The organism is Veillonella dispar (assembly GCF_900637515.1).
GTDB lineage: Bacteria > Bacillota > Negativicutes > Veillonellales > Veillonellaceae > Veillonella > Veillonella dispar.
Genome location: NZ_LR134375.1, coordinates 2053418 through 2076903 on the forward strand (window position 1 = coordinate 2053418; position 23486 = coordinate 2076903).

Below are 23486 nucleotides of genomic sequence, written 5' to 3' on the forward strand. Positions count from 1 at the left end.
TTAATTCCAATATGAACAACGAAGCACTATTTAGAATTAGTGAATAAGCAAAATCGCAATTGTACTTGTAATGAATGTAACGATGACAGGTACGCTTGTACGTTTTACAAGGTCGAAACTGGAGATGTTTGCGATACCTGCTACGGCGATCATAACAGCACTGATTGGGCTAAGTAAACGACCTACGCTAGCTGCATTTTGCATGCCAAGAAGGATTGTTGTCGCATTACCACCTAAATCAGCTGCAAAGTTAGGAACTAGTGGAGCGAATGCAAACATAGATGCAACACCAGAGCCCATTACAATACTTAAACCTGTAATGATTGTAGATACGATTACACCTACTACATCAGCAGAGATGGCAAGACCTTGGATAGCAGCAACGAATTCTTTTACGATACCCAAGGAAGTTAAACCGAAAGCGAATGTTTCGCCTGCAACGATCAATGTTACAGTATTTGCAAATTGGTCGCCCATACCTTTAAAGAAAGTTTGAATGCTAGCTGCCATTTTACGGAAGTCACGATGACGGATAAGTTCACAACCCATAGCGATGAACAAGCTAAGGAACATCGCTAGGTTTACATTCATTTTAACGCCTTGAATACCATAGTCACTGAAACCAAGGATAAAGATTAATGGTAATAATGGCAAGAAGATATATGGTAATGGACCTACTTCAAGGTCATCTGATTTGTGAGACTCAACGTATTCTGCAGGAACATGACCAGACTTTTTATCCAAGTATTTTTGCCATACGAAGTGAGCAATAGCCGCCATCAGGCCACAGATAATATATACTTTTAACTGATAGCCTACAAAATACTCATGAACAGGCATATTTACAGTTTTAGATACGAGTAATGTAGTAGCAGATGCAGGACCGATATCGAGCAAGTGGCCTGTAGCAACAGCTGCAGCAGCACCTACTGGACTAACGCCTAAACGCACGAGAATTGGGAAGATAGTTACCATCATGAGCATCGCAAGACCAGATGCACTAGGAATAACTAGAGACATAAACATATTGAGGATAAATGTTAGCGCCATTACTAGGTACGCAGATTTCATTTTACCAAGTGGTTTAATAGCTGTTACAACGAGGCGAGAGCTGGCACCAATGTGGTCCATGTACTTCGCAAAACCAGTACAAGTCATAATCATGAGACCAAGGTTCGCCGCATCTTTGGCAGTAGTAATATTAATAAATTCAAAAGCATCAAAGAAAAGAACCCCTGTGGCCTTTTTCGCCTCTACGAAGGATGTTGTATAGCCTAACAAATAAGCTGCGAACATCATAATGAGACCGCCCAATAACAATACGGTTTGCGCTTTAAACTTCTTAATAACCAGCGTTCCCGTTATGACAATAACCAATAAACAAACTAACAAATTCATACATGTTCCCTCCATTCACAACACAATACTTAGAAGTTTTCCTTTGCCTGTTTGAAATCTTCTTTGATTTTTTCTAACAAACCTGGTGTTTCAAGGATTTCTTCCACAGATAAGGCAATGCCCTTCGCGCCATACATGATAGCATACTCAGCGAGCTGACTTTTACCATTGTCTAACCATTCCTGAGAATGACTAGTCACACCCTTGCCTACGAATTTCACACGCAAGCAGGCACCTGGCACGCGGAATGTAACGCTAGAGAAATCGGTGGATCCCGTCACCTTGCGAGGCTCAGAAATCTCTGGGGCCCCTACCTTTTCTGCATTTTTTAAAAGTATATCGTTCAAGGTTTGTACATTGACTTTGTTGTCGTACGCCTTAACCTCTTCCCATTCCATGGTAGCGCCTACTTGCAAAGCCGCCCCTTGCGCTACATTCTTTACGCGCTCCACAATCTCATTAAGACGAATGCGACTGGAGGAGCGAATATACCATTGAGTACACGCATAATCCGGAACGATATTCGCCGCCTTGCCGCCGTCAGTGATGATACCGTGCATGCGAACCTCAGTCGGCACATGCTCACGCAAGTACTCCATGCCGTTAAAGAACAACAACACCGCATCTAAGGCGCTAATGCCCTTTTCTGGAGCAATCGCCGCATGAGCAGACTTACCATGGAACTTAATATTCACCAGATTCAATGCTAAAGACTTGCCATCTACCGTCGTCGTATCGCTGCCGTGCATCATGAAAGCAAGATCTAAATCATCAAACACGCCTTCGCGAGCCATAACGAGCTTTCCGCTAGCCGTCTCCTCTGCAGGCGTACCGTACACAACTAATGTGCAAGGTGCTTGCAACGTACGTTTCAAGGCAATCGCTGCCGTACAAATAGATGGACCTTGTAGATTATGTCCACACGCATGCCCCAAGCCTTCAAGGGCATCATACTCGCAAAGTAGACCAATCTTAGGACCGCCACCGTTAACGTGGTACACCGCTCTAAAGGCCGTCTTAAGACCACTCACCTCGCGGTCTACAGTGAAACCTTCCTTCTCCAACAAATTCGTCAACAACTCATGGGCTTGGAACTCTTCGTTCCCGAGCTCAGGATGATCGAAAATAAAATCATTCAACTCCTTCATGGGCTGTCTTAAGGCTTCAATCTCTTGTAAAAGCTGACTCATTTCTACCTCCAACATACACACTATAAAAACATAAATTTATATATTTACATATACAAGCCTTATAAAACCTATATCTAATAACCTGTTTTTATTTATCTATCTTTCTATTTATTTGTCTATTAATACACTAATAATTGTTCCGTATAATGGAACATCATTCCATTTAATAGGTAAAAAATAAATTTATAAGGTTGCTCCCATTTGTTTGGAAATGGTTTGACCTAATGCCATCACGACAGATAAATACTCTTTGACACGCTCTTCCGTGTAGTCCCCTATAGGACCAGAGATTGTCATCACCGCCTCAAGCTTATTGCCAAAGGAGAAAATAGGAACTGCGATGGATGCCGCATCAGGCACTCGATTGCCTCGTGTTACCACATACCCATCATGACGAATTTGGGCGCTTTCACCAGCACTCATATCAGTATCATTGAAATCCCCTAGATAGGCACCGAAAATCTTGCCGGCCGCCCCTTTAAATATAGGGTAAACCGTGCCAATCTTGATATCATGACGCAATGGCTTATCCGCCGCAACGCGCTCGATGCAAATGCGATAATCGCCCTGCGCCAAGAACAAATTCACCGACTGCTGCAACTGATCGCGGATAGCCACCATATACGGCTGCGCAATGGCACGCACATCCAAAGACGTAAGAAAGGACTTTGCCATGGGCAAAACACCCCAAGACAACTGATACTTCTTGGCCCCGTTAAACTCAACCCAATGATGAGCCTCAAAGGTCTTGAGCAACCGATGAACCGTCGTCTTCGGCAACGCCGTCGCATTCGCCAACTCAGTTACACCAAGCGGGCCTGCCTCTAATAACTTGAGTATCTCAATACCACGCTCTATTGATTGAACCATATTCATATCCAAAGAAACGCACTAGCACAATGTGGGCTAATACATTTCACTATTCTATTAAAACTCATAACAATATACCTAATGTGTTTGATTACACATAATACCTCTGAAGAGTATATAGTGCAATTAACTCATTATCAATATAACAATAACACATCCATGAAAAACTTAAAAATAACTAAGATGCATAGATAACGCTAACACTCCAAATATTTACTTTAGTTGCCCCAGTATCATTGCCCCACCCATTCTCGTAAACATATTAGGCCGATTATAATGAAAGTCTCTGTCTAATTGTATTTGTAGGGTTTCTTTATTTAACTTAGTAAACATCGCTATATAAGTTGCTCTAGAGAATACTCCACAGTTTTGCAATATGCTCATATCGCGTCGCAGTTTATAGAGATTGCCTTCTGGTGTTACGTATAGTAGTGGTTTACTATTGCTATCATCAAATAATAACTGTAATACATCGAGTACTAACTTCAATCTACAATGACGAACATAAAGAACATAATATAAGGAATTTTCACCAGTAGCAAAGGAATGATGAATCTTATCATAAGGTACATCAAGAAAAGCGAGGTACTGCTGCATAGTACGTCCGTCTACCTTATGATCGATGACTGGAACAAATAGAATATGATCCGCTCCTAAATGATTAAAAAGCTGTCCAAAGTCCTCTAGATTACTCCGGTCACAATGAGGCGCACGAACTAGGCGATAGTCCCTGTTAATAGAGGTGCATTGATACAAACCGTCCTTATTTTTTGAGTCATCCACAAGTGTTTGTCCATATAGCTCAATATGCTCCGCCTGCCACGGACCCAATTTATGGTTCCCTGCAATCCTAGAGCCATCATAGTTCAAAATCTTAGCTTCGCCCTTTAAGGAAATAAATAGCACATGATGGACTCCATATTTCTGTACATACCATGCCGCCACCTCTTGCAAATCCTCTAAGCGATCCGGACTCCAGCACATAAGCTCCATTCCAAAAGCATTATCTCCAACAAACCCAGGAATATGATGGCGATTCCAATCTCGGCCTGTCGTATACGAATAAGGCAACCCTGCCGCCGCTTGATTGTTAGTAGCTAAACGAGATTCTACTTCGCTATTGGCACCTAAATGATTACTTCCCTCCGCATCGACTCCTTGTTCTACAGACTGACTAGGCACAACTATCATGATTCGCTTGCCTATATAAGACTGAACAACACTATTAAGCTGAGAGCTAACTAAGACGTCCATACATGCCACCTCACTTAACAACAAACTAGGATAAACGATAACTCTACACCTATACTATAACAGGAGAAATGAGGAAAATTTTACACATAAAACTCTACCTTAAGACTATTAAGATAGAGCTTTTAAATACCCCTATGGGGGATTATTTAATTTAACCATTATACGAGGGCGAGCTCGAATATGAAAACCGCTTACTTGAGTTTCCATCCCCTAATGGGGATTATTTAATTTAACGAAAGCGAGGTCTATTATGACACGTCAAAACGAATGGAAGTTTCCGTCCCCTAATGGGGATTATTTAATTTAACTGAACGCTTGGTCCTTGTTTGAACACACTATTCCTGAGAACGTGTTTCCGTCCCCTAATGGGGATCATTTAATTTAACAAGAAATAGCCGGACTAGAAACCGAAATAAATGCGGTTAATTGTTTCCGTTCCCTAATGGGGATTATTTAATTTAACGCGTTGAAGAGTTGAATTGTAATGAATTAATTGAGTACATAAAGTTTCCGTCCCCATCAGGGGATTATTTAATTTAACTACTTATAGAATATAAATCACATGAATTAGAGTTTGAACATGAGTTTCCGTCCCCTATTGGGGAGTATTTAATTTAACTTTCAAAAAAAAGAAAGCCATATACACCGACTGCAATCGACAGTTTCCGTCCCCTAATGGGGGTTATTTAATTTAACACAATTCATCCACTCTATTAGTATCGCTGATGACCATGTATGGTTTCCGTTCCCTAATGGGGATTATTTAATTTAACGGTAACTAAAATCGCAACTATAAAAAAATCTATTGATACTAAGTTTCCGTCCCCATCAGGGGATTATTTAATTTAACTGATCTCAATGCCAAATCTCTTGGATAATATGCTCACCTTATCGTTTCCGTCCCCCAATGGGGATTATTTGATTTAATAGAATTGGCTATCAATTCAATATCTTGTTAAATGCAGATGTAGTATTTCCGTCCCCATCAGGGGATAATTTAATTTAACCAAAGAGAGAATGTCTCGCACTAATTTAAATACTATGGCTGAATATCCGCCCCCTTCAGGGGATTATTTAATTTAACCAATAGCAATCTTATTCGGACTGTGTATGGAAAAGCCATAGGGTTTCCGTCCCCTAATGGGGAACTAAGTCGATTTCAAAACACACTTTAACAAACTAAAATAATGCCGTTTAACCGCGCCATTATCGCAACGGCGCAGATTCAGTTTATCAAGGGTTAAAATCTAGAGATATTATATCACATATAAAAAGAAATAATACAACAACAGAACCATCAATATTCATAGTATAACTCCATATACTTTCACAAATATTAATGATTCTATTATTGTTTATTACATATCTACATCATAATATATTATTAATCGAAAGTAACCATTTATATTTATAGTACGATGCAATCTTGTTCCTTACGTTCTCCAATGCCCCAGGTATAGATATTAATAATATCATCGAGGACATAGACACGTAAGGAATCTTCTACAGGATTAATCATCTTGCTTGCTCGCCGCATCATAGCATCATACTGCTTCCTATTAAGCAATGCTTCAAAGGCTGATTTCTGAACACGAACACCATAGCGCTCTAAGCATTTAACAAGACGATTACGCGTTTTATTATCCACCACATCATAGATAACTAGGACGATAAACTTTTTCATATCAGTGAATCTCCAATGGCGTATACAAATCAACATCTTCGTGCATAATTGCACTAGCAAATTGCTTACATTGTTTGTAAATAGATTCACGATAGCTTTTACGATCATCAATATATTGATTTTCAGACCGAATTTTCTTATTATAGGCTGTTAAAAATACCTTACGCCCTTCTGCTGTCAAATAGCAGCCCTTGTCTGAGTTATCAAATTCGGCTAAATCAACCATATTACGACTCACCATAGATAACACCATGGAATCAATAATTGGAGCCCGCCATTCTTCAATCAAGTCAGATGCAAGGGCTGGATGTCCTTTAGCAAGACTATGCATGATACCCACAAATGGATGAAGACCGGCATTAATAACCCCTGCTAGGATTTCATTAAACAGCATGCTGTATCCTAGCCCTAGCATAGCATTAAAGGGATCTCGAGGTGGTTGTTTTGTGCGTTTTGTGAAAGCAAAAGCAGATGGCACAATTTTGCCAAGTGCTTCAAAATACAAGCGACTAATTAATCCCTCATAGCCCATCAGCTCAGATACACGCATACATTCACCAATATGACTACGAACAGATTTAATATTGGCAATCTGTGCATCTATATTAATATCTTCTTCTAAATTACGTGCATAACGACGCAAGATAGTCAGCTGATTTCGCACCTTCGCCCGAATAATTTTACGTGACATAGCCACTCTAAATGCATTATCATCTAATAAATCAAATTGCTTCTTATGTTTATTAATATCAATAGTATTAGTATTGATTAAAGTACCAAAATACTTTCCATAACCAGACAACCAGGTAATCGGTACGCCGCGTTCGATAAAATCTGTCACCAATGAGCTCGTTATAGATACTGAATCAAAGACAGTAATATCTTCAATTCGCTCTAAAGGAACTTCGAACAACACTTCATTATTTCGACCAACTACCACATGACCACCGTCACGCTTGATAAACGATCCTGCTTCTGTAACATATAGGGATGACATAGAGTCGCCTCCTTTTATACGAATGAATACGCTAAGGAATCGATTTAGGTCTAAAGATGATAGTTTATAAAAATTATTCGGTGCAAAGAGTGTTTACACTATTGAATTTGATCTAATACATATTTGTTGATAGTATCGTAAATTAGTTTATTTTGTTTTTCTTGCCGAGCAATAATAAAGAACACATCTTTAATCTGATGTAAGAAAAATTGTAGTGATTGAATCTCTGCAGCACTACAAATATCCTGCTCAGTAAAGACAACAACCTCATGAGCTATTTTATTACGGATTTTTCTCTCAATTCTACGTATCTCTTTTAAATGCTTCAATAAAGAACTATCTACTGTATCATAGTCTTCTAGCATATGTAACATATGATAAAAAGATACTTGAAGTTCTTGTAGATACGGAGTATCAGAGTTCTCCTGCCATGATTCATATAGTTTAGGATACTGATTTTTAAATGCTACCATGTCAAGGCGCATACCTTTAGATGTTTTTTTCTCAACTTGTCTCCAGTTTACATTGAGCTCTTTAGTGAAATAATACCGCATTAACTCATACATAAATGGAGTTGTTTTTAAAACAAAGTCCTCAATTTGACCTTGTTTTAACCGCACTTCCATAAGCATTAAAAACTCATGTAATTTTCGCAGTTCCTTATCAGTAAACAAAGAGGATAAAGATGTAGATCCTACTTTACGAGCCTTTTGTAAGGCATCATCATAGTTCAAGCCTAAACGTAATTGAGCATGTTCTAATAATGGTAACACATCATTAACAACATCAGATTCAAAAGTTCTTTTATAGCTATGATAAGAACTTATAGCCTCTTTATATTTATAGCTAGTAATGAGTGTATGAAGGGATTGTTTAATATTATTACGCTTAATATATCCCATTTGAGGTTCATGGCATCGGTTTTCACTATCCTCTTGATCATCAAAATTATTTTCAATAACAAGTTCAATATCTTCGTCATCATTAACTGCCGGCTCAGAGCGGTTAGAACCACGCTGAGGACTATCAACTTGAATACCTCGTACCGCATCATGTTCCACGCTAAGATAAGACATAATTAACTTCATTTGAGGCGTACCGGAACTTAAGTTAATTAATATCTCTGCATCAGGATATGTTGAAAGTGTTTCATAGAAATGATCAACGAATGGTTGTAATACATCGATGCGATGTACATCTTCAAGGCCTGTATGTATGATCTTGATATCTAAATCAGCTTTCACATGTTTTAAAGCCTTAGTAAATCTATGATTAGCAGCCTCCTTTTGCTCCATATCCTTACTCAATACAAGTATTGCCATATCAGGGTTATAATGTCTCACAATATGTAGCATGCCCCCATCATAGCAACCACGAATAGGATCTGTATCCCCTACTGGGGTATAAAGAATTCTCATTGTACTACCTCACTTTGTACCCCACCCATGCCTAGTGCAGTCTTAATTCCGAGCCCTGTAAATTGGCTATAGTAGGTCAATAGAGATAGGATACGTTGCATCACTAGGTTTCGCTTAAATTGCATAACAATTTCACCACGGAAGCCACGAATTTTAATCCCTTCTAAACCATACATGCCCATACGCAAATTATAATCACGAATGAAAGCAGCTGATTCAAGCGCAGATAATAAATCATCAGAGTCCATCATTTCAAAGGTAGTGAATTGGTTCCATTGGCGTAACAAATAGCGGTAAATACGAAATGCTTCAGGGAAAATCGTATATTGTTGATCTACCTTAAAGCTTGTAGTGGTCACGCACCGTAATTTAGCTTGTGTATATTCTGCTTCACCACTCCAAAACTTGGCCATTAAAGCTTCATAGGAGGTTTCCTCCAACACAGTTCTATCTTGGATATAAATATGCCCTCGTTTTTGTTTCAAAAAAAGCTTTTCAGGCATATTTAGTACTGGTCGTAATATACGCTCAACAGCCTCTGCTGTTACAGCAGAAAGGCGCCAAATATATTGACCTTTCTCTTTATCAAAATAGATATATTGACTATAAGGGCGCAGGCCTGTTTCATGCAACTGACCTGCGTATTCTGTCCCCACTAACTCCATTAAGACCCCATGTAGCACACTACCTATGGACTGTACAATTTTAATAGATGGATCTGCTGTAATTCCTAACTCTATGGCCATAATCTCAATATTATCTGCCAATATGAATGCCTCCCATCTCATAATAATTGCCATTCCACTTCACTAACTTGATTGCACGTGGTGCCATAATTGTATCTTTACGATCATGTTCAGCCTTTTGGAAATTAACATCTAAAATGGCTTTAATAATATCAATTCCTGTTTTTTCATCATCTATGAAAGCTGCCATAATAATAGTTTTTTGAACAAAACCTGTATTACTGCCAATATAAGCATTAGCTAGTTCTAGAGCTTTAAAAATAGATGGACTCACTTTCTTAAATTTAGAGGCTAACAACTTATGAGTAGCATCAAAATCTTCTTGTAAAATATCTAACACTTGATTGATACTAGTAATTCCTATTTCTTTAGTCATAGCCGTATCAAGAGTTACTGTAAAGGAGAACTTCTGATTTGGTAAAATGCACTCACGATGTACCGAAATAGCGTGAGTTCCATCTTCATCAATACAAGAATCCTCTTTCTTTAATACCTCTGTTTGAATCGCCCCCATAGGCATAGCATCAGAAACAGAAAGACCTCGGAAAGCACTGGCTAAAATAGCTTTAAATGGTTTTCCTTCATTATTCGTAAGGACATGAATATGTTTAAGAATAACTAGATTCACCATCTTAAATATATCTTTGAAAAGGTTTCTAGCATTCTTTCTTTTATATACATCTAAAACTTTTTTTAACTCTCTTTGTACAGTACTCCTAAATGCTTTATTATTACGAAGCATATGCGAAATAATTGCACTATCAATAACGCCTTTAATCGAGCTACCAGGAATATAAACATCTCCATTAGCACCACGAATCTGAGGAGTAATATCATTCAATGAGTTTTTACGCCCTTTATTATATATCGATGATTTCATAATTGAACCAATAACTGGCCCTAATGCATCTTTTGTTAATTGTGCTGCACCAACAGTATTTTTGGCCCAATCATACATAGTCCGACCATTTGGTCTAACCATTTCATCCTGCATATATAATTCAAACTCTGCTAATTTATTATGACGTGCTAAAAAGCGAAACCACTCGTAGTTATTAAGAAGATATACTTCACCAGCATCGTAATTATACATATAATCCTTAGTTGTTAACTTTTCAGGGCCACCAATATTGGTAGGGCTCACAACAGTGAGCAATAGTTGTGCATGATCTATACGATTACTCATAATCCACCCCAATCCATAAGCCCATACCATTACGATATACAGCATGAGGTAAACTATCCCCCGTAATAGTAAGCATTTGTCCTACTAATTCTTTTGGACAAATAGAGCCTTCTTTAACAACATAATAGGAGTTACGTTTTACTTGAGTGGTACTTCTAGCAGTTCCTACAAATCCACCACGCTTTTGTAATTTATAAGAACCTTGTTTTAAAGTAGCCACCTCATCACAAGTCGGAACACAGGCACTAATACACATCATCTTTTCGTACTTCTTATGAAGCAATGTATATAAGGCAGAATCATCTTCATAAATACCTTCAGATTCCAATTCAATAGGATCATCAGCTAATTCAAACTTCCCATAACCACTACTGCGCTTGCCACCGATACCAGATAGGCCTAATAATTCAAGAATAGCTTCAAATAACTCTCGACTATCATCATCGATAAAACCAGCTATAATATATAGTCCTGTATTCGACATAAATTGATAACTACCCACATAATATGGTCTACTTTTTTCACCACGCATATTCACTTGTGTCATGGCTTGCCTAGTTCCAAAGATAGGCATATGTTTTTGTGAGGTATCTGCCTCTATATATTGATTATAATTTTGTAGCTGTGATGCTCGAATGTACTCGATCTTCTTTATCTTTTTTTGTTCCGTCGCTACACGTTTTGTTTCTGCAAAACTTGTAATCGGCATCTCTTTTGAATCAATTTGCATAATAGGTGAAGGAACATATAATTGATACTCACCATTATCTATGCAGTACGGAAACAAACTAGATAGTACAATATGCTGATCTTTTACAGAGTCGATAAAAGACTGTAATAAATCTGTATCATAACTGATTTCATGACAGCATGCACCAAATAGTGCATCAGAACCTACTGTAAGGGAAATAGTTTCTAAACTACCACCCTCTGAGGTATCTCCAAAATGCACTGGTGTAAGAAAACGCAGTGGATATATATAGTAGTTCATAGTAACAACCTACTTTCTTAATATATCTAACAAATCCTGCGTATTAATAGTACTATTACCTACTGATTTCACATCATCAATAGAAATATTTACACGACCATAACCGCGAGAACCATGGCCTCCGAGATAATCGATACCTAATAAATCAAGACCAGCTTTTAGTATATTCATATCCTCAATTACTTCATCTTCACTTTCAATATTATAAGCAACTTTAAAAGTGAATACAGTACCTGCTGGGACACGTTCAATTTGACGAGGGTTAGCACTACCATCAACACGATTAATAGTGTTTTCAAACTTGATTTCACCCATATAAGTATCTGTCTCTATATTAGAAAACAGTTGACGTGTTTCGTCTGTAATAAATAAATCATAGAACTGTAAACGAGCTGGTTTTACAGGATTTACGGAACCAAACAAACGCTTGATTTCCTCTTTATCCTCTTTAATATCATTCATTATATAATCGTCACAATGGCTTTTAGCTAGTAGAGTACGTAATTTACCTTTAATAGAGCTACCAGGAATAATAGGTTCTTGAGACACTACATCACGAATAAATGGTGTATCAACAGATCCAATAGGAGCAAAATCATTACTAGCACCAATATGCATACCTGTTTCTAGTTTAATAGTACCTGTAATTAGCAATTTACCACGTAAAGATTTTAAATTATCATTATTCTCCATGTTATCCCCCTCCTATCGACGATTTCCATTTGATTGATTATAATTTTGATTATTATATGGTTTATTTTTGTTCCACGTGTCATTAGTATCTGCTATAACACTGACAGCTCTATATTTATAAAAAGCTACCAATGCCTCTACATATTTACAGAACATATCAAACTTTTTAACATCAGTACCAATACATTCAACCATCTCTACCAATTGGCTATCTTCAATAAATGATTTTATTGGGTATTTATAATCTTTATCTCGACCAGCTTGATATAAGAATGTAGTTTTTAAAAAGCGAACTTCCATCGCTATACTATCAGGTAACTTATCAAAGGATTTACTTTTACGTTGTTCCACACCTAATTTATTCTTAATTGCTACTACACTAGATAAAATTTTACGTACTTGAGCATACTTTACATCAAATACTTCATCTGTCTTTTTGCATTTTGGATTATATCTTAATCGACCTATAGTTTCTTCTGCCTTAGTGACAATATCTATATCCCAATTAAATTTACCTTGTATCATATACTATTCCTCACTTTGTATCACGCATATAGTAAACAATGAGGTTGCAAGCTGTTAATAACGCTTTGCAATCTTCTTCTGATTGAATCCATCTATGAATAGCTGTAACAAAGTTTTTATATGATTCATAGGTAGGATTATTTTTCTTAGGTTCTAATCTAGCCAATAAATAGAGTATACGAGCCACATTAATATGTTTACCTAAGGCTCTATCATTTAAAACACCTTGTAGCAACTCCATTAGCTTATAAATCAGACCTTTACCCAATTTCATTTTGGCATCTTGTTTCTCATTAATACCTGGAATGACAAATAATTGATCTAGTGTATAAATTTTATCTTCAATAACATTATTAATAAGGTCATCCCATTTATATACATGACGACATATACGCTCTTCACCACTCGCATTTTTATTTGTTTCAAAACCAAATAAAGCGATACTATCTTTGCCATCATTGTCTTTAGCTACACTTTCAAGTAATCCTGTAATTGCTGCCATTTGGCTAATTGGATAAGATGGAGAGAATAAAGCTAAACCAGCAGACATAGTGATTTTATTATCTGTAACCTCAGCTAATTTCTCACGAATATCGATAGCTAGCTCTAACAATTCGTCCCATGCACCTACAAGGAATACATCATCACCACCAGAATAAATAACGTGAATTTTTCTAGTCGTAACTTGTTTATTAGCCCAAATAGTAAATGGTGTAACAGATGTACCAAAGCCTTGTACATCACCTTGAGCCATTTTATTAACGGCAACCTTAAAGAACATTGCCAAATCACGAGATAGGTCAGCATAGCGTGATAATGTACCATATTTAAATTTATCAGCGCCCTCAGAAATAAAGCCACCAATAAAGGCAGCACCAAGGTTATCTACGTCCGCTCGTAATACACCAAGTCGCTTAATACCTTTATCATCACCGAATCCACTAGATGCGGCAAGTTCTTCAAATTCATAAACTTGACCATTATCCTTACGTGCTACATAATCTGCTAGCCAAATACGATTGAATACATTATGTCCAGTTTTAGCTGTATTCTTAGAGTAAATTCTAAGAATCTCATGACTAGATTCAAACTTCTGTAATAATGATTCAGGAACAACATAAAGATATAGCTTCCCTTTATCCGCATCACTACTCAAATTGTTAACATATACTTCAACTTTAGGGATACTTTCACTATCATCACTAATATTAGGTCTAGCTAATACAAAGACTGTATCTCGACCGTCGACAATTTGTTCCCCTAAACGATACAAGCCATTACAAATTGGACATGCCTCTGCATCAGTGTCCTTACCATAAGGAGATAGTGCTACCGTTGAAGTATGACAAATGGAACATTCCCGTTCACCATGAAGAACCGTATTATACGTGCTATTTGGATTAAATAGATCTGCTAAATGTTGTTCAGAATATCGTTTAGACTTAGCCTCACCAACAGATTGGCTCACCTTACGGAATAATGCACGTTGCGACTGAATTAATTCTGCAGCTGCTGCTGTAGCAGAGCCAAGAGCTAAATACAATTTAGTACCAAATACTGTTAAGAACCATTCATTAATAGATTTCTCCATAGTTTCAATAGCAGTACTAGTTTTCGTCGTATTAGGTGCCAATATATAAAAATGACCGCCACCATTGTAAATAAGATTTGCCCGTGTTAACTGCAATGCATCTAACAACTCATCTACAATTTGTTCCATCAAAATTTCCAAATAGAATGAACGACCACGCAATGATTTCAATGCACCTTTAGACGGAATCGTATAAATAAAATTCTGGATACCAGAAATATCTCCAGATATAAGTCTAAAAGCTGGCATGTCACGGAACTTTTTAGAATTCTGATAACAGTATTCTTTATAATCAGTAATCTCCTGTTCCTCAAAGTAGTGCACCATACTATGTGCCACAGCAGCTGTTATCTTTGAGTGCATATACAAAGATATATCATTAGCTTGATCTGTTGCCGTACTAGATGGCATATAGGACACAGTGTCTTCATAAATTCTCAACAACTCATTAACGGACATCTTATCGATTGGTTGTTGCTGAAAGTTCTGTACTAATACATCATATAGTGCCTTATACTTATCACTTGATGCACGTATAGTTTTATCATTTTCAGGATAATTAAAGTGATCAGATGCATCAATGCCACGTAGATAATATTGTAAAGGTTTATTGCTAGTGTTACCGCCAAATACACGGAAGATTGATTGAAGTGGTAACTCTTTATTAAACTTCTGTGTAGCAGTACTCTCACCTTCATCAAGATCTCGACGATCTACAGCAGCAGCAATATTATCCGCTTCATACACAATGTATGCATAATCATCATTTTTTAGTTGAGCTGCACTAAGCTCTTTCCCATGATGATACTTTAAACAATGAGTAATACTTTGCTTCAAGCCCATATCGGAAAAATAGGGCTCGATGAAAGCAGCACCACGCTTAGAATGTGCATCAGTTCCCTGATTAGCACGATACACAACTTTGCCGATATCATGAAGCAATGCACCCTTTACCAGTGCATCCCATTTACCCATCACATCGCCTCCAAACTCTACTTAAGAAATAAAAGAACTATTGTCTTCATTATATATTCATTTCTGATTAAAACCAATAGAAAACCCTCAGAATTATACAAAAAAGCCAGTATATTCCTAAATAAGAATATACTGGCTATATTTTTGTACTCATATGAGTTTTTGAGATAAGAACCGGCCCCAAATGGGGATTATTTAATTTAACTAGAAAATAAGTGTTGCTTTATTCACCAATATGGTGTATAAATTTCCGTCCCCCAATGGGGATTATTTAATTTAAATGTTATTGGCTTAGAGCATTTGCAGCTTTAATGGCCGTTGGGTTTCCGTCCCCTGTTGGGAATCAATAAATTTAACATGAGAAAACACAGTTTCATGAACAGACATTTCTTAGCGTGTATGTTTCCGTCCCCTAATGGGGATCAATAAATTTAACAGACGACTACAACTATTATTCTTAATTCAAACTTATTTAACTGGTTTCCGTCCCCATTAGGGGATTATTTAACTTAACCAATGGTTAATAATACAACCTATGTGTTCGCTGGTACTGATGTGTTTCCGTCCCCATTAGAGGATTATTTAATTTAACTAGAACAAAACGTTGAGGCATTAACTCAACAAAACGCTATGTTGTTTCCGCCCCCTTATGGGGATTATTTTATTTATCTAGTGAAAGCCAAGAAAATGAGAAAAAACTTAACGCTAATAAATTCCCGTCCCCCATCAGGGGATTAATAAATTTAACTGCAATTAATGGCTTAGGTCAAAAGGTAGCAACAAATACGGCATTTCCGTCCCCTATTGGGGATTATTTAATTTAACACTAGATATTTACATATTGTCTTTCTTATTGGAAAAAAGTTTATTCCGTCCCCTATTGGGGGATCATTAAATTTAACGCAGATGCGTTTTGTTAACACTCATGAACTAAAAGAGTATATAGTTTCCGTCCCCATTAGGGGATCATTAAATTTAACTTTTGACCTCAAAAGGCACTTTAGTCTGCTAAAATAACGCCGTTTAACCGCACCACTATCACAATGGCGCAGATTCGGTTTTTCTAAGATTAAATCTAAACTCATTATATCACATAAACTATATGACAAAATAATAATAGAACCATTTGTATTATAAGATCTATAACACAAATGGTCCTATTCATTTCAATTGTTTTATCCTATCTCACATTATGGAACTTGTTTTAATAGTAGTTTTTCCAAGACTTCTACGAGTTTTTGACCTCGTTCATCGATTTGGGTTTTATCCCAGTATGTGATTTGTTCAGGGTTATCTACTGCAAAGTATGTATTTTGGAAGTTAATCAAAGGTTGTTGATTTTGAACAGGGCTATCTATTTCTTCTGCTAAAGCTCTTGTAATAACGAATTCACAGGCTTTATAATGATCTAATTTTTCAGCGAAATTACCATTCTTAACAGAAGCATTTAAACTCTTATCCAAAAGTGTCAAATTGCCTAGATGATTCAAATATTCTTTTCGAGTGTCTTCATCATCAAAGGAGTAATCTGCATTATCTGCAGCTTGTGGCATGATATGCTCTAACTCAATCTTTTTATTTGTTTTAATGCTGTCTTTTTGGTTCAAGTATAACTCGATAAATTTAAGAATTTGGAATGCTTTTGGCGCCTGCTTCTTATTTTTGGAACCAAAATCTTTCACAGGCAATAATACACGAATCAAATCGACATATGGTTTTGTTCGTAACTCTAATTCAGTTACTGCAACCTCTAGTCTGCATGCTGGATCAGATTCATGTAAAATCTTTTCTATAATTTCAGGTAATTCCGCTTCAATAGCATTTGTTTGCGTATATGAGAATATTACTGCTGCTACATATCTTACAGCCGCATCAACAAGTCTCACCTTATCTACACGCGAAGCATTATAGAACGGCATTAACAACGGATGAATTTGAACGGTATTAAACAATGTAAATAACGTATACATCCCATCATCATTAGACAAGAAATCGTTAGATAATGGATCTCTATTGATGCTAGCATAGACTTTACTGATGGAATTGATGTCTGATGAAAGTTGCAAAATATCGTTAGCTACGAGTTCATTGTCTTTAAAATGCTCAAATAAATCCTTCTTCTTTACATTAATAGCTTTTGTACCAATAATAAAATGCTTAATGAAAGTAGATGTTTCAATCGCTTTTGATTTACCTGTATCTTTCAGATTTTTCAAGAACTGACTCCAACTATCAGAGAAGTCCTTAATCTGATTCTGTGTAATGCCAGGTGCAGAAGTAAGATTTTTCAATAAGTAATTTTTTAAAAGATCTAATGGCTCTAATGACTGACCACGATTATTTAAAATCTCAAACAACTGAAATGCACGTTCAATCGATGGTGCTGTAGTTTCAATTAACTTAACTTTAGTTGTTAAATACTGCAAGAAATATAATAATTTCTGAGGCTCATCATCATAAATACTTCTTAAATGCTGAAGAATAGATTCATAAACAGCTTCTAAGTTATTAGCGCTTGTATTATCCTCATCACTCACTAGAGCACCTTGTTTTATGATACTTTTATAAGTCTCTTTAAAATCTAAGTCCTGAGTATGAAGAATTTTGTAATCTACAAACTGTAAATTATTATCTAGTATTCTAAAGTACTCTTTAAAGCTAAATGTATGCCCCATCCACATATCTGCATTAGCACCTAAATTTCGGCGAGTCTCTTCTGCAATATCCATAAATAAATTATTTAATGCACAGAAAATAAGCGTCAATGTCGTAAGCCTTTGCTGACCATCGATAACATCAAATCTAGTCGGATTATTTTCATTGCTAATCAAAACAATATTGCCTAATAAATACCCAGGCAACGTATCTAATCTATCTGTATAGTTATCCGTATCTTCCTTGAAATCAGAAAAAAGTGTATCTACATCTTTATCTGTCCATACAAAACTCCGTTGAAAGTCAGGTATAACAAATTGATTTTTATTATCTAATATCCCCTTAATATCCTTCATTAAGGACGTAATTTCAGCCATGATATCCTCCCCATACCAAAATTTATTTTCTTATATCTATTAGATCATAAAAATAAGATGAAGATCAACACTTTAAATTCATCAAACTCTCAAAAGGCAAAATATTCTATACACAAAATAACCACCCTATACAAGAGTGGTTATTTTTGTCTTTAAAAGAAAATATTGATTTATTCTGTCCCCGAATGGGGGCATTTTATGTAACCTCAACAAAACGCAATGCTCATGGATTTATTAAAATATAAGGGATTTCCGTCCCCTATTGGGGATTAATAAATTTGACTAGTTAAAGCATTATATAAATTCATTATTACAACCTTATATAAGTTACCGTCCCCTGTTGGGGATCATTAAATTTAACTAGCATTATGCGTAATTAGTAAAGAATGTGAGAAATGGGAGGAGGTTTCCGTCCCCGAATGGAGATCATTTAATTTAACTCAATCTACCGAAAAGCCTGCTGAAAAGCCTAAAAAAGCAGTTTCCGTCCCCTATTGGGGATCAATAAATTTAACTTTAGACGCTATCAATGGTAGTCAACTATATGCAGTAGTTGAGTTTCCGTCCCCATTAGGGGATTATTTAATTTAACGAAATCATCAAGAATAGTACCTAAGCCGAGTGATTGGCTACTATGTTTTCGTCCCCATCAGGGGATTATTTAATTTAACACGCTAGAAAATTGCAAGAAAAGGAACAATTACCAATCGTAGAGTTTCCGTCCCCATTAGGGGATTATTTAATTTAACTTATTGGAGGTTTAAAATGAAAATCTTTATTAATTATCAACTATTTCCATCCCCATCAGGGGATCAATAAATTTAACGAAAATCGGTATATTTTGCCTTTGGAGATTGGCTTTAGGTTTGTTTCCGTCCCCTATTGGGGAGCAATAAATTTAACGTGAAAAGCTACCTATTCAAGATAGAAAATACGTAGCTACTGTATTTATGTCCCCTGGGGATTATTAAATTTAACCACCTGGTATATTAATCTACAAAACACAATGTTATAGGATTAGTTTTCCGTCCCCTTATGGGGATCATTTAATTTAACCCAACAATAAGGGTTATACATACATCAACTTGCGAGTATTCGTGTTTCCGTCCCCATCTGGGGATTATTTAATTTAACAAGGTGCGTATCGTAGATAGCATTGAGGAATTATGGAGCGGTAGGTTTCCGTCCCCATCTGGGGATTATTTAATTTAACTTACGTAAACAGAATGAAATGCTTATGAAATTGTTACAAGACAAGTTTCCGTCCCCATCTGGGGATTATTTAATTTAACAGCCAATCATGGAAAAGACATACGTTATAGACAGCAAATTAGTTTCCGTCCCCATCTGGGGATTATTTAATTTAACAAGCGGTAGCTTTAATGAAACATGTAAATTACTGTCTTTCGAGTTTCCGTCCCCATCTGGGGATTATTTAATTTAACAGCCAATCATGGAAAAGACATACGTTATAGACAGCAAATTAGTTTCCGTCCCCATCTGGGAATTATTTAATTTAACCGTATGGGTATATTAGCATCAACGGTCTATATGGTTATTGCGAGTTTCCGTCCCCATCTGGGGATTATTTAATTTAACAAACACACAATTAGCGGAGTGAATACATTTGTACTAGATGAAAAGTTTCCGTCCCCATCTGGGGATTATTTAATTTAACCGTTCTCCTCTCTCATGGGTAAAACTACAAAGTTCTGCTTGGGGTTTTCCGTCCCCATCTGGGGATTATTTAATTTAACATGATTTTCTTTGGTTTGATGATGAGTACATCTATGAGAGCTTAGTTTTCCGTCCCCATCTGGGGATTATTTAATTTAACGGCTGTTAAAGCTAAAACTAGCTCAGAAAAGGACTTATTAAAAGTTTTCCGTCCCCATCTGGGGATTATTTAATTTAACAGTACAAAAAGCGGTAGCGAATACATGATAAACCTAAGCCAATTTTCCGTCCCCATCTGGGGATTATTTAATTTAACTTGGAAAGTGGACTGGAACGTAAAAATGGAGGACAAAAATGAATTTTCCGTCCCCATCTGGGGATTATTTAATTTAACATACAGACATTTTAGTAGGCGACCTCGCCAAATTGCTAAACCAGTTTCCGTCCCCATCTGGGGATTATTTAATTTAACACTAATTCTGAAAAAGAGCTTTTAAAAGAACAAAATGCTATGTGTTTCCGTCCCCATCTGGGGATTATTTAATTTAACATAAAACAGTTGAGTTATACAATAGAAATAGCGAATATTATTGGGTTTCCGTCCCCATCTGGGGATTATTTAATTTAACTTTGTACAAGGTGATAATTATTGCTTTGTTACCGCAAAAGGCGTTTCCGTCCCCATCTGGGGATTATTTAATTTAACTAATTCCTGTAAATGTAACTAAGAATGATGAGCAATATGTAAGTTTCCGTCCCCATCTGGGGATTATTTAATTTAACTTTACATCTTTAAAACTACATTTGGTTATGAGCCTGTAATTAAGTTTCCGTCCCCATCTGGGGATTATTTAATTTAACAGAAGAACGCAATTATTTAGAGAACTACGACAAGGACGTATGTGAGTTTCCGTCCCCATCTGGGGATTATTTAATTTAACCCTGTCTCTGAAACAATAAGTATTTACTGGTTCCAAAACCTAAAAAACGGCGGAGATTGTATTTCGGCCTCAAAAGGCACTTTAGCCAGCTAAAATAATACCGTTTAATCGCGCCACTATCACAACGGCGCAGATTTGTTTTTTCAAGGGTTAAATCTAGGTCTATTATAGCATAGCTTCAAGGGAAATGAAAAATATATGAAAACAGAGCTATCTCGTGACAAGATAGCTCTGTAAGAGAGTAAATCGTTATTTGAGTTGTCTTAATGATAACCTTTTATTTATTTCTCCCGTATGTTATTGTTCTCCCTATATTTCCTCCTCTCTTTCTCTCCCCCTATTACTTCATCTCCCCTACTTATTCTTCTCTTCCCCCTAACAGTTTTATCTTGTTAGGTCTCTCCAGGCGATAAATAGTTCGGCCACGACTTGTGGGTTTTGGCTAAGTTTGATGCGGGCTAGCATTTTACGCACGTAGTTACAGTGTTCTAGCATAGCTTCGTTCAGCTTGTGTTTCACGTGGTGTGGGGCTTGGTACACCAAGATGGGTTTAAAGTCACCCACATGAATGTAGCTCGTATCTGGATCAGGGCCATCGGTAACGATATACTGATAAGGTATCGCCACGTTAAAGAGTCCGTATACCACGTCCTTGCCGATAGGGCGCCGACATTTAATATGCCCAAAGGTAAGGTGCGGGCCATAGGTTTTAGGCGCTGTATAGCTGCTACGCCGACCGTCGCTGGTCATGATATAATTCGGCCTCAACCCTTCTTGTAAGGCCAGCTCTCGCAGGATGGTACGAATTGGCAGATGTACCAATTCTTGACGGCCATCTACGAAATAGCACATCGTGCTATCACCACCGCCAGGTTCATAGGTAGGGATAAAACAAACAATATGATTCTTCGGATTCGTATAGATCAAATCCAAATTCTCTCCCTTCGATAGCCAAGTGGCCACCGCTACTGGTACTTCATTACATGTCATCATAGGAATTCTCTCCCCTCAACTTAGGAACATTCCTTTCAACAATACAATGAACACGTGTTCTGTGAAAGCAGATTCGCATGCTTTAATCTGCTGTTGGTTTAATTGTATATCACACTGTATAATTTGTAAATATATACACAAAACTATAGAAATTTATGTAAAATTAAAGACTTTATGATCTTGTAAAAGTAATACCTACCTATATGTGTCATTATTTTCTCATTTAAATTGAGAATTGCATATTTTATGTATATCTGTTAATCGTGATTAACGTAATTATGCAATAATCAGAATATAAATAAGAAATTAAATTATATTAACACATATCATTTTAATACAAACTTGACTCTAATAGACTAATAGTCATATGTTTACACTACATATTCTAATCGATTCAGAGTTCTAAGAATCTCATATGTATATAACTCTAATACGTGTATAACTCTAATGAATGTATAGCCCTATTGCATTCATACTTAATGTACTAGTAGTTTCTTAAAGTCTGTCGTCAAGTATCTGCGCAGCTTCCGCAGAGCTCGTTCATGGCGCCGTTGGATAGCTTGGCGGCTACAGTTCAGCTCTTCACTAACGGATACGAGGCTTTTACAATCACCATACACTCGACGCAATAGGTCTTGTTGATCTTGAGATAGTCTGCCAAGGGCCCATACGAGGCGAGCTCGTAAGCGTTGTTCCTCATCGGCCGTCATAATCATGTCTGCTATATTTTCTCCAGATGCAAAGATATCCATACCAACCGTAACCTCTCCATCATCGGTGATGCGGTCTGGTATATGGATCTCACGATGATTGCGCAATCGTTCCCGCTTCCAATACCGCATGTAACCATACCTAACACCGGCTTTCACAAAACCTGGAAATGGTACAGAACCTTTCAGGTCAAAGCTATAAATCGATTCCAAGAGTATGGCCCATAGATAGCTCTCTAGGTCTTCACGGAACTCGCGGTTCCCCGTCTTATTCGTATAGTGCAAAATGAGTGGCCGATACCTGCGACAGAGCTCGATTTGAGCCGCATCATGGCGTAGCTCATCAGCGGACCACGGCTGGTAGCCCACCGTCTGAATCCTCATATTCGGATTTTGACAAATCGATACGAGGCTCTTATCCGATAAGGAGGTTAACACCTGATGCCCGCAGATAAGAGTCTGTAATTTCAGCTCCTCCGGTACCTTATACTCAGATTCCTTAGAAGGTATCTTTTCAGATTCTGAGTCCTTAAAAGAAAGCTTCTTAGATAGTACTTCCGTAGAAGATAATCCCTTTGAAGATATTTCCTCAGATTGTAAGCTTGCAGTTTTAAT

Annotated in this window: 16 protein-coding genes, 1 pseudogene and 1 CRISPR repeat array; all 17 genes and pseudogenes read right to left on the reverse strand. The window is 37.0% G+C overall.

Annotation, left to right across the window (positions count from 1 at the left end):
• Positions 1–36: 36 nt before the first annotated feature.
• Positions 37–1398, reverse strand: coding sequence for a C4-dicarboxylate transporter DcuC (gene dcuC / locus EL171_RS09640; RefSeq protein ID WP_039968838.1), 1362 nt, complete (start codon positions 1396–1398; stop codon positions 37–39).
• A 29-nt stretch (positions 1399–1427) separates the two neighbouring features.
• Entirely contained in the window at positions 1428–2588 is a 1161-nt protein-coding gene (locus tag EL171_RS09645) for a M20 family metallopeptidase (RefSeq protein WP_126413473.1), read from the reverse strand.
• A gap of 183 nt (positions 2589–2771) precedes the next feature.
• The gene (locus tag EL171_RS09650; RefSeq protein WP_232013669.1) at positions 2772–3263 is read right to left on the reverse strand and encodes an IclR family transcriptional regulator; all 492 of its coding nucleotides are present in this window, start codon (positions 3261–3263) and stop codon (positions 2772–2774) included.
• 99 nt (positions 3264–3362) lie between these two features.
• Positions 3363–3464, reverse strand: a pseudogene (locus EL171_RS10030) (helix-turn-helix domain-containing protein); the annotation flags it as partial.
• Positions 3465–3671: 207 nt separating this feature from the next.
• The gene (locus tag EL171_RS09655; protein WP_005384917.1) at positions 3672–4712 is read right to left on the reverse strand and encodes a hypothetical protein; all 1041 of its coding nucleotides are present in this window, start codon (positions 4710–4712) and stop codon (positions 3672–3674) included.
• A gap of 1408 nt (positions 4713–6120) precedes the next feature.
• The gene (gene cas2, locus EL171_RS09660; protein WP_005384916.1) at positions 6121–6396 is read right to left on the reverse strand and encodes a CRISPR-associated endonuclease Cas2; all 276 of its coding nucleotides are present in this window, start codon (positions 6394–6396) and stop codon (positions 6121–6123) included.
• 1 nt (position 6397) lies between these two features.
• On the reverse strand, positions 6398–7393 hold the full coding sequence (gene cas1 / locus EL171_RS09665; RefSeq protein WP_005384914.1) for a CRISPR-associated endonuclease Cas1: 996 nt from the start codon (positions 7391–7393) through the stop codon (positions 6398–6400).
• Between the two features lie 98 nt (positions 7394–7491).
• Positions 7492–8811 (reverse strand): type III-A CRISPR-associated CARF protein Csm6, encoded by a 1320-nt coding sequence (gene csm6, locus EL171_RS09670; protein WP_005384912.1) that lies wholly within the window; start codon positions 8809–8811, stop codon positions 7492–7494.
• Positions 8808–9578 carry a CRISPR system precrRNA processing endoribonuclease RAMP protein Cas6 gene (cas6, locus tag EL171_RS09675; RefSeq protein ID WP_039968837.1) on the reverse strand — a complete coding sequence of 257 codons (771 nt, stop codon included), beginning with the start codon at positions 9576–9578 and terminating at the stop codon, positions 8808–8810. The genes csm6 and cas6 overlap by 4 nt, the downstream gene beginning before the upstream one ends.
• On the reverse strand, positions 9568–10743 hold the full coding sequence (gene csm5 / locus EL171_RS09680) for a type III-A CRISPR-associated RAMP protein Csm5 (protein ID WP_005384908.1): 1176 nt from the start codon (positions 10741–10743) through the stop codon (positions 9568–9570). Before csm5 ends, cas6 begins: the two co-directional genes overlap by 11 nt.
• Positions 10736–11734 (reverse strand): type III-A CRISPR-associated RAMP protein Csm4, encoded by a 999-nt coding sequence (csm4, locus tag EL171_RS09685; RefSeq protein ID WP_005384906.1) that lies wholly within the window; start codon positions 11732–11734, stop codon positions 10736–10738. Before csm4 ends, csm5 begins: the two co-directional genes overlap by 8 nt.
• A 9-nt stretch (positions 11735–11743) precedes the next feature.
• Positions 11744–12427, reverse strand: coding sequence for a type III-A CRISPR-associated RAMP protein Csm3 (gene csm3, locus EL171_RS09690; RefSeq protein ID WP_005384904.1), 684 nt, complete (start codon positions 12425–12427; stop codon positions 11744–11746).
• Between the two features lie 12 nt (positions 12428–12439).
• Positions 12440–12952, reverse strand: a complete 513-nt coding sequence (gene csm2, locus EL171_RS09695) for a type III-A CRISPR-associated protein Csm2 (protein ID WP_005384903.1) — start codon at positions 12950–12952, stop codon at positions 12440–12442.
• A gap of 10 nt (positions 12953–12962) precedes the next feature.
• On the reverse strand, positions 12963–15518 hold the full coding sequence (gene cas10 / locus EL171_RS09700) for a type III-A CRISPR-associated protein Cas10/Csm1 (RefSeq protein WP_005384901.1): 2556 nt from the start codon (positions 15516–15518) through the stop codon (positions 12963–12965).
• 1190 nt (positions 15519–16708) lie between these two features.
• A complete protein-coding gene (locus EL171_RS09705) occupies positions 16709–18550 on the reverse strand; it encodes a DUF262 domain-containing protein (RefSeq protein ID WP_005384899.1) in 1842 nt (613 codons plus the stop codon).
• A 1021-nt stretch (positions 18551–19571) separates the two neighbouring features.
• Positions 19572–21168: a CRISPR direct-repeat array (repeat unit 35 nt; unit sequence GTTTCCGTCCCCATCTGGGGATTATTTAATTTAAC).
• A 384-nt stretch (positions 21169–21552) separates the two neighbouring features.
• Positions 21553–22161, reverse strand: a complete 609-nt coding sequence (locus tag EL171_RS09710) for a hypothetical protein (RefSeq protein WP_039968834.1) — start codon at positions 22159–22161, stop codon at positions 21553–21555.
• A gap of 476 nt (positions 22162–22637) precedes the next feature.
• Positions 22638–23255 carry a sigma-70 family RNA polymerase sigma factor gene (locus EL171_RS09715; protein ID WP_232013630.1) on the reverse strand — a complete coding sequence of 206 codons (618 nt, stop codon included), beginning with the start codon at positions 23253–23255 and terminating at the stop codon, positions 22638–22640.
• Positions 23256–23486: the final 231 nt, after the last annotated feature.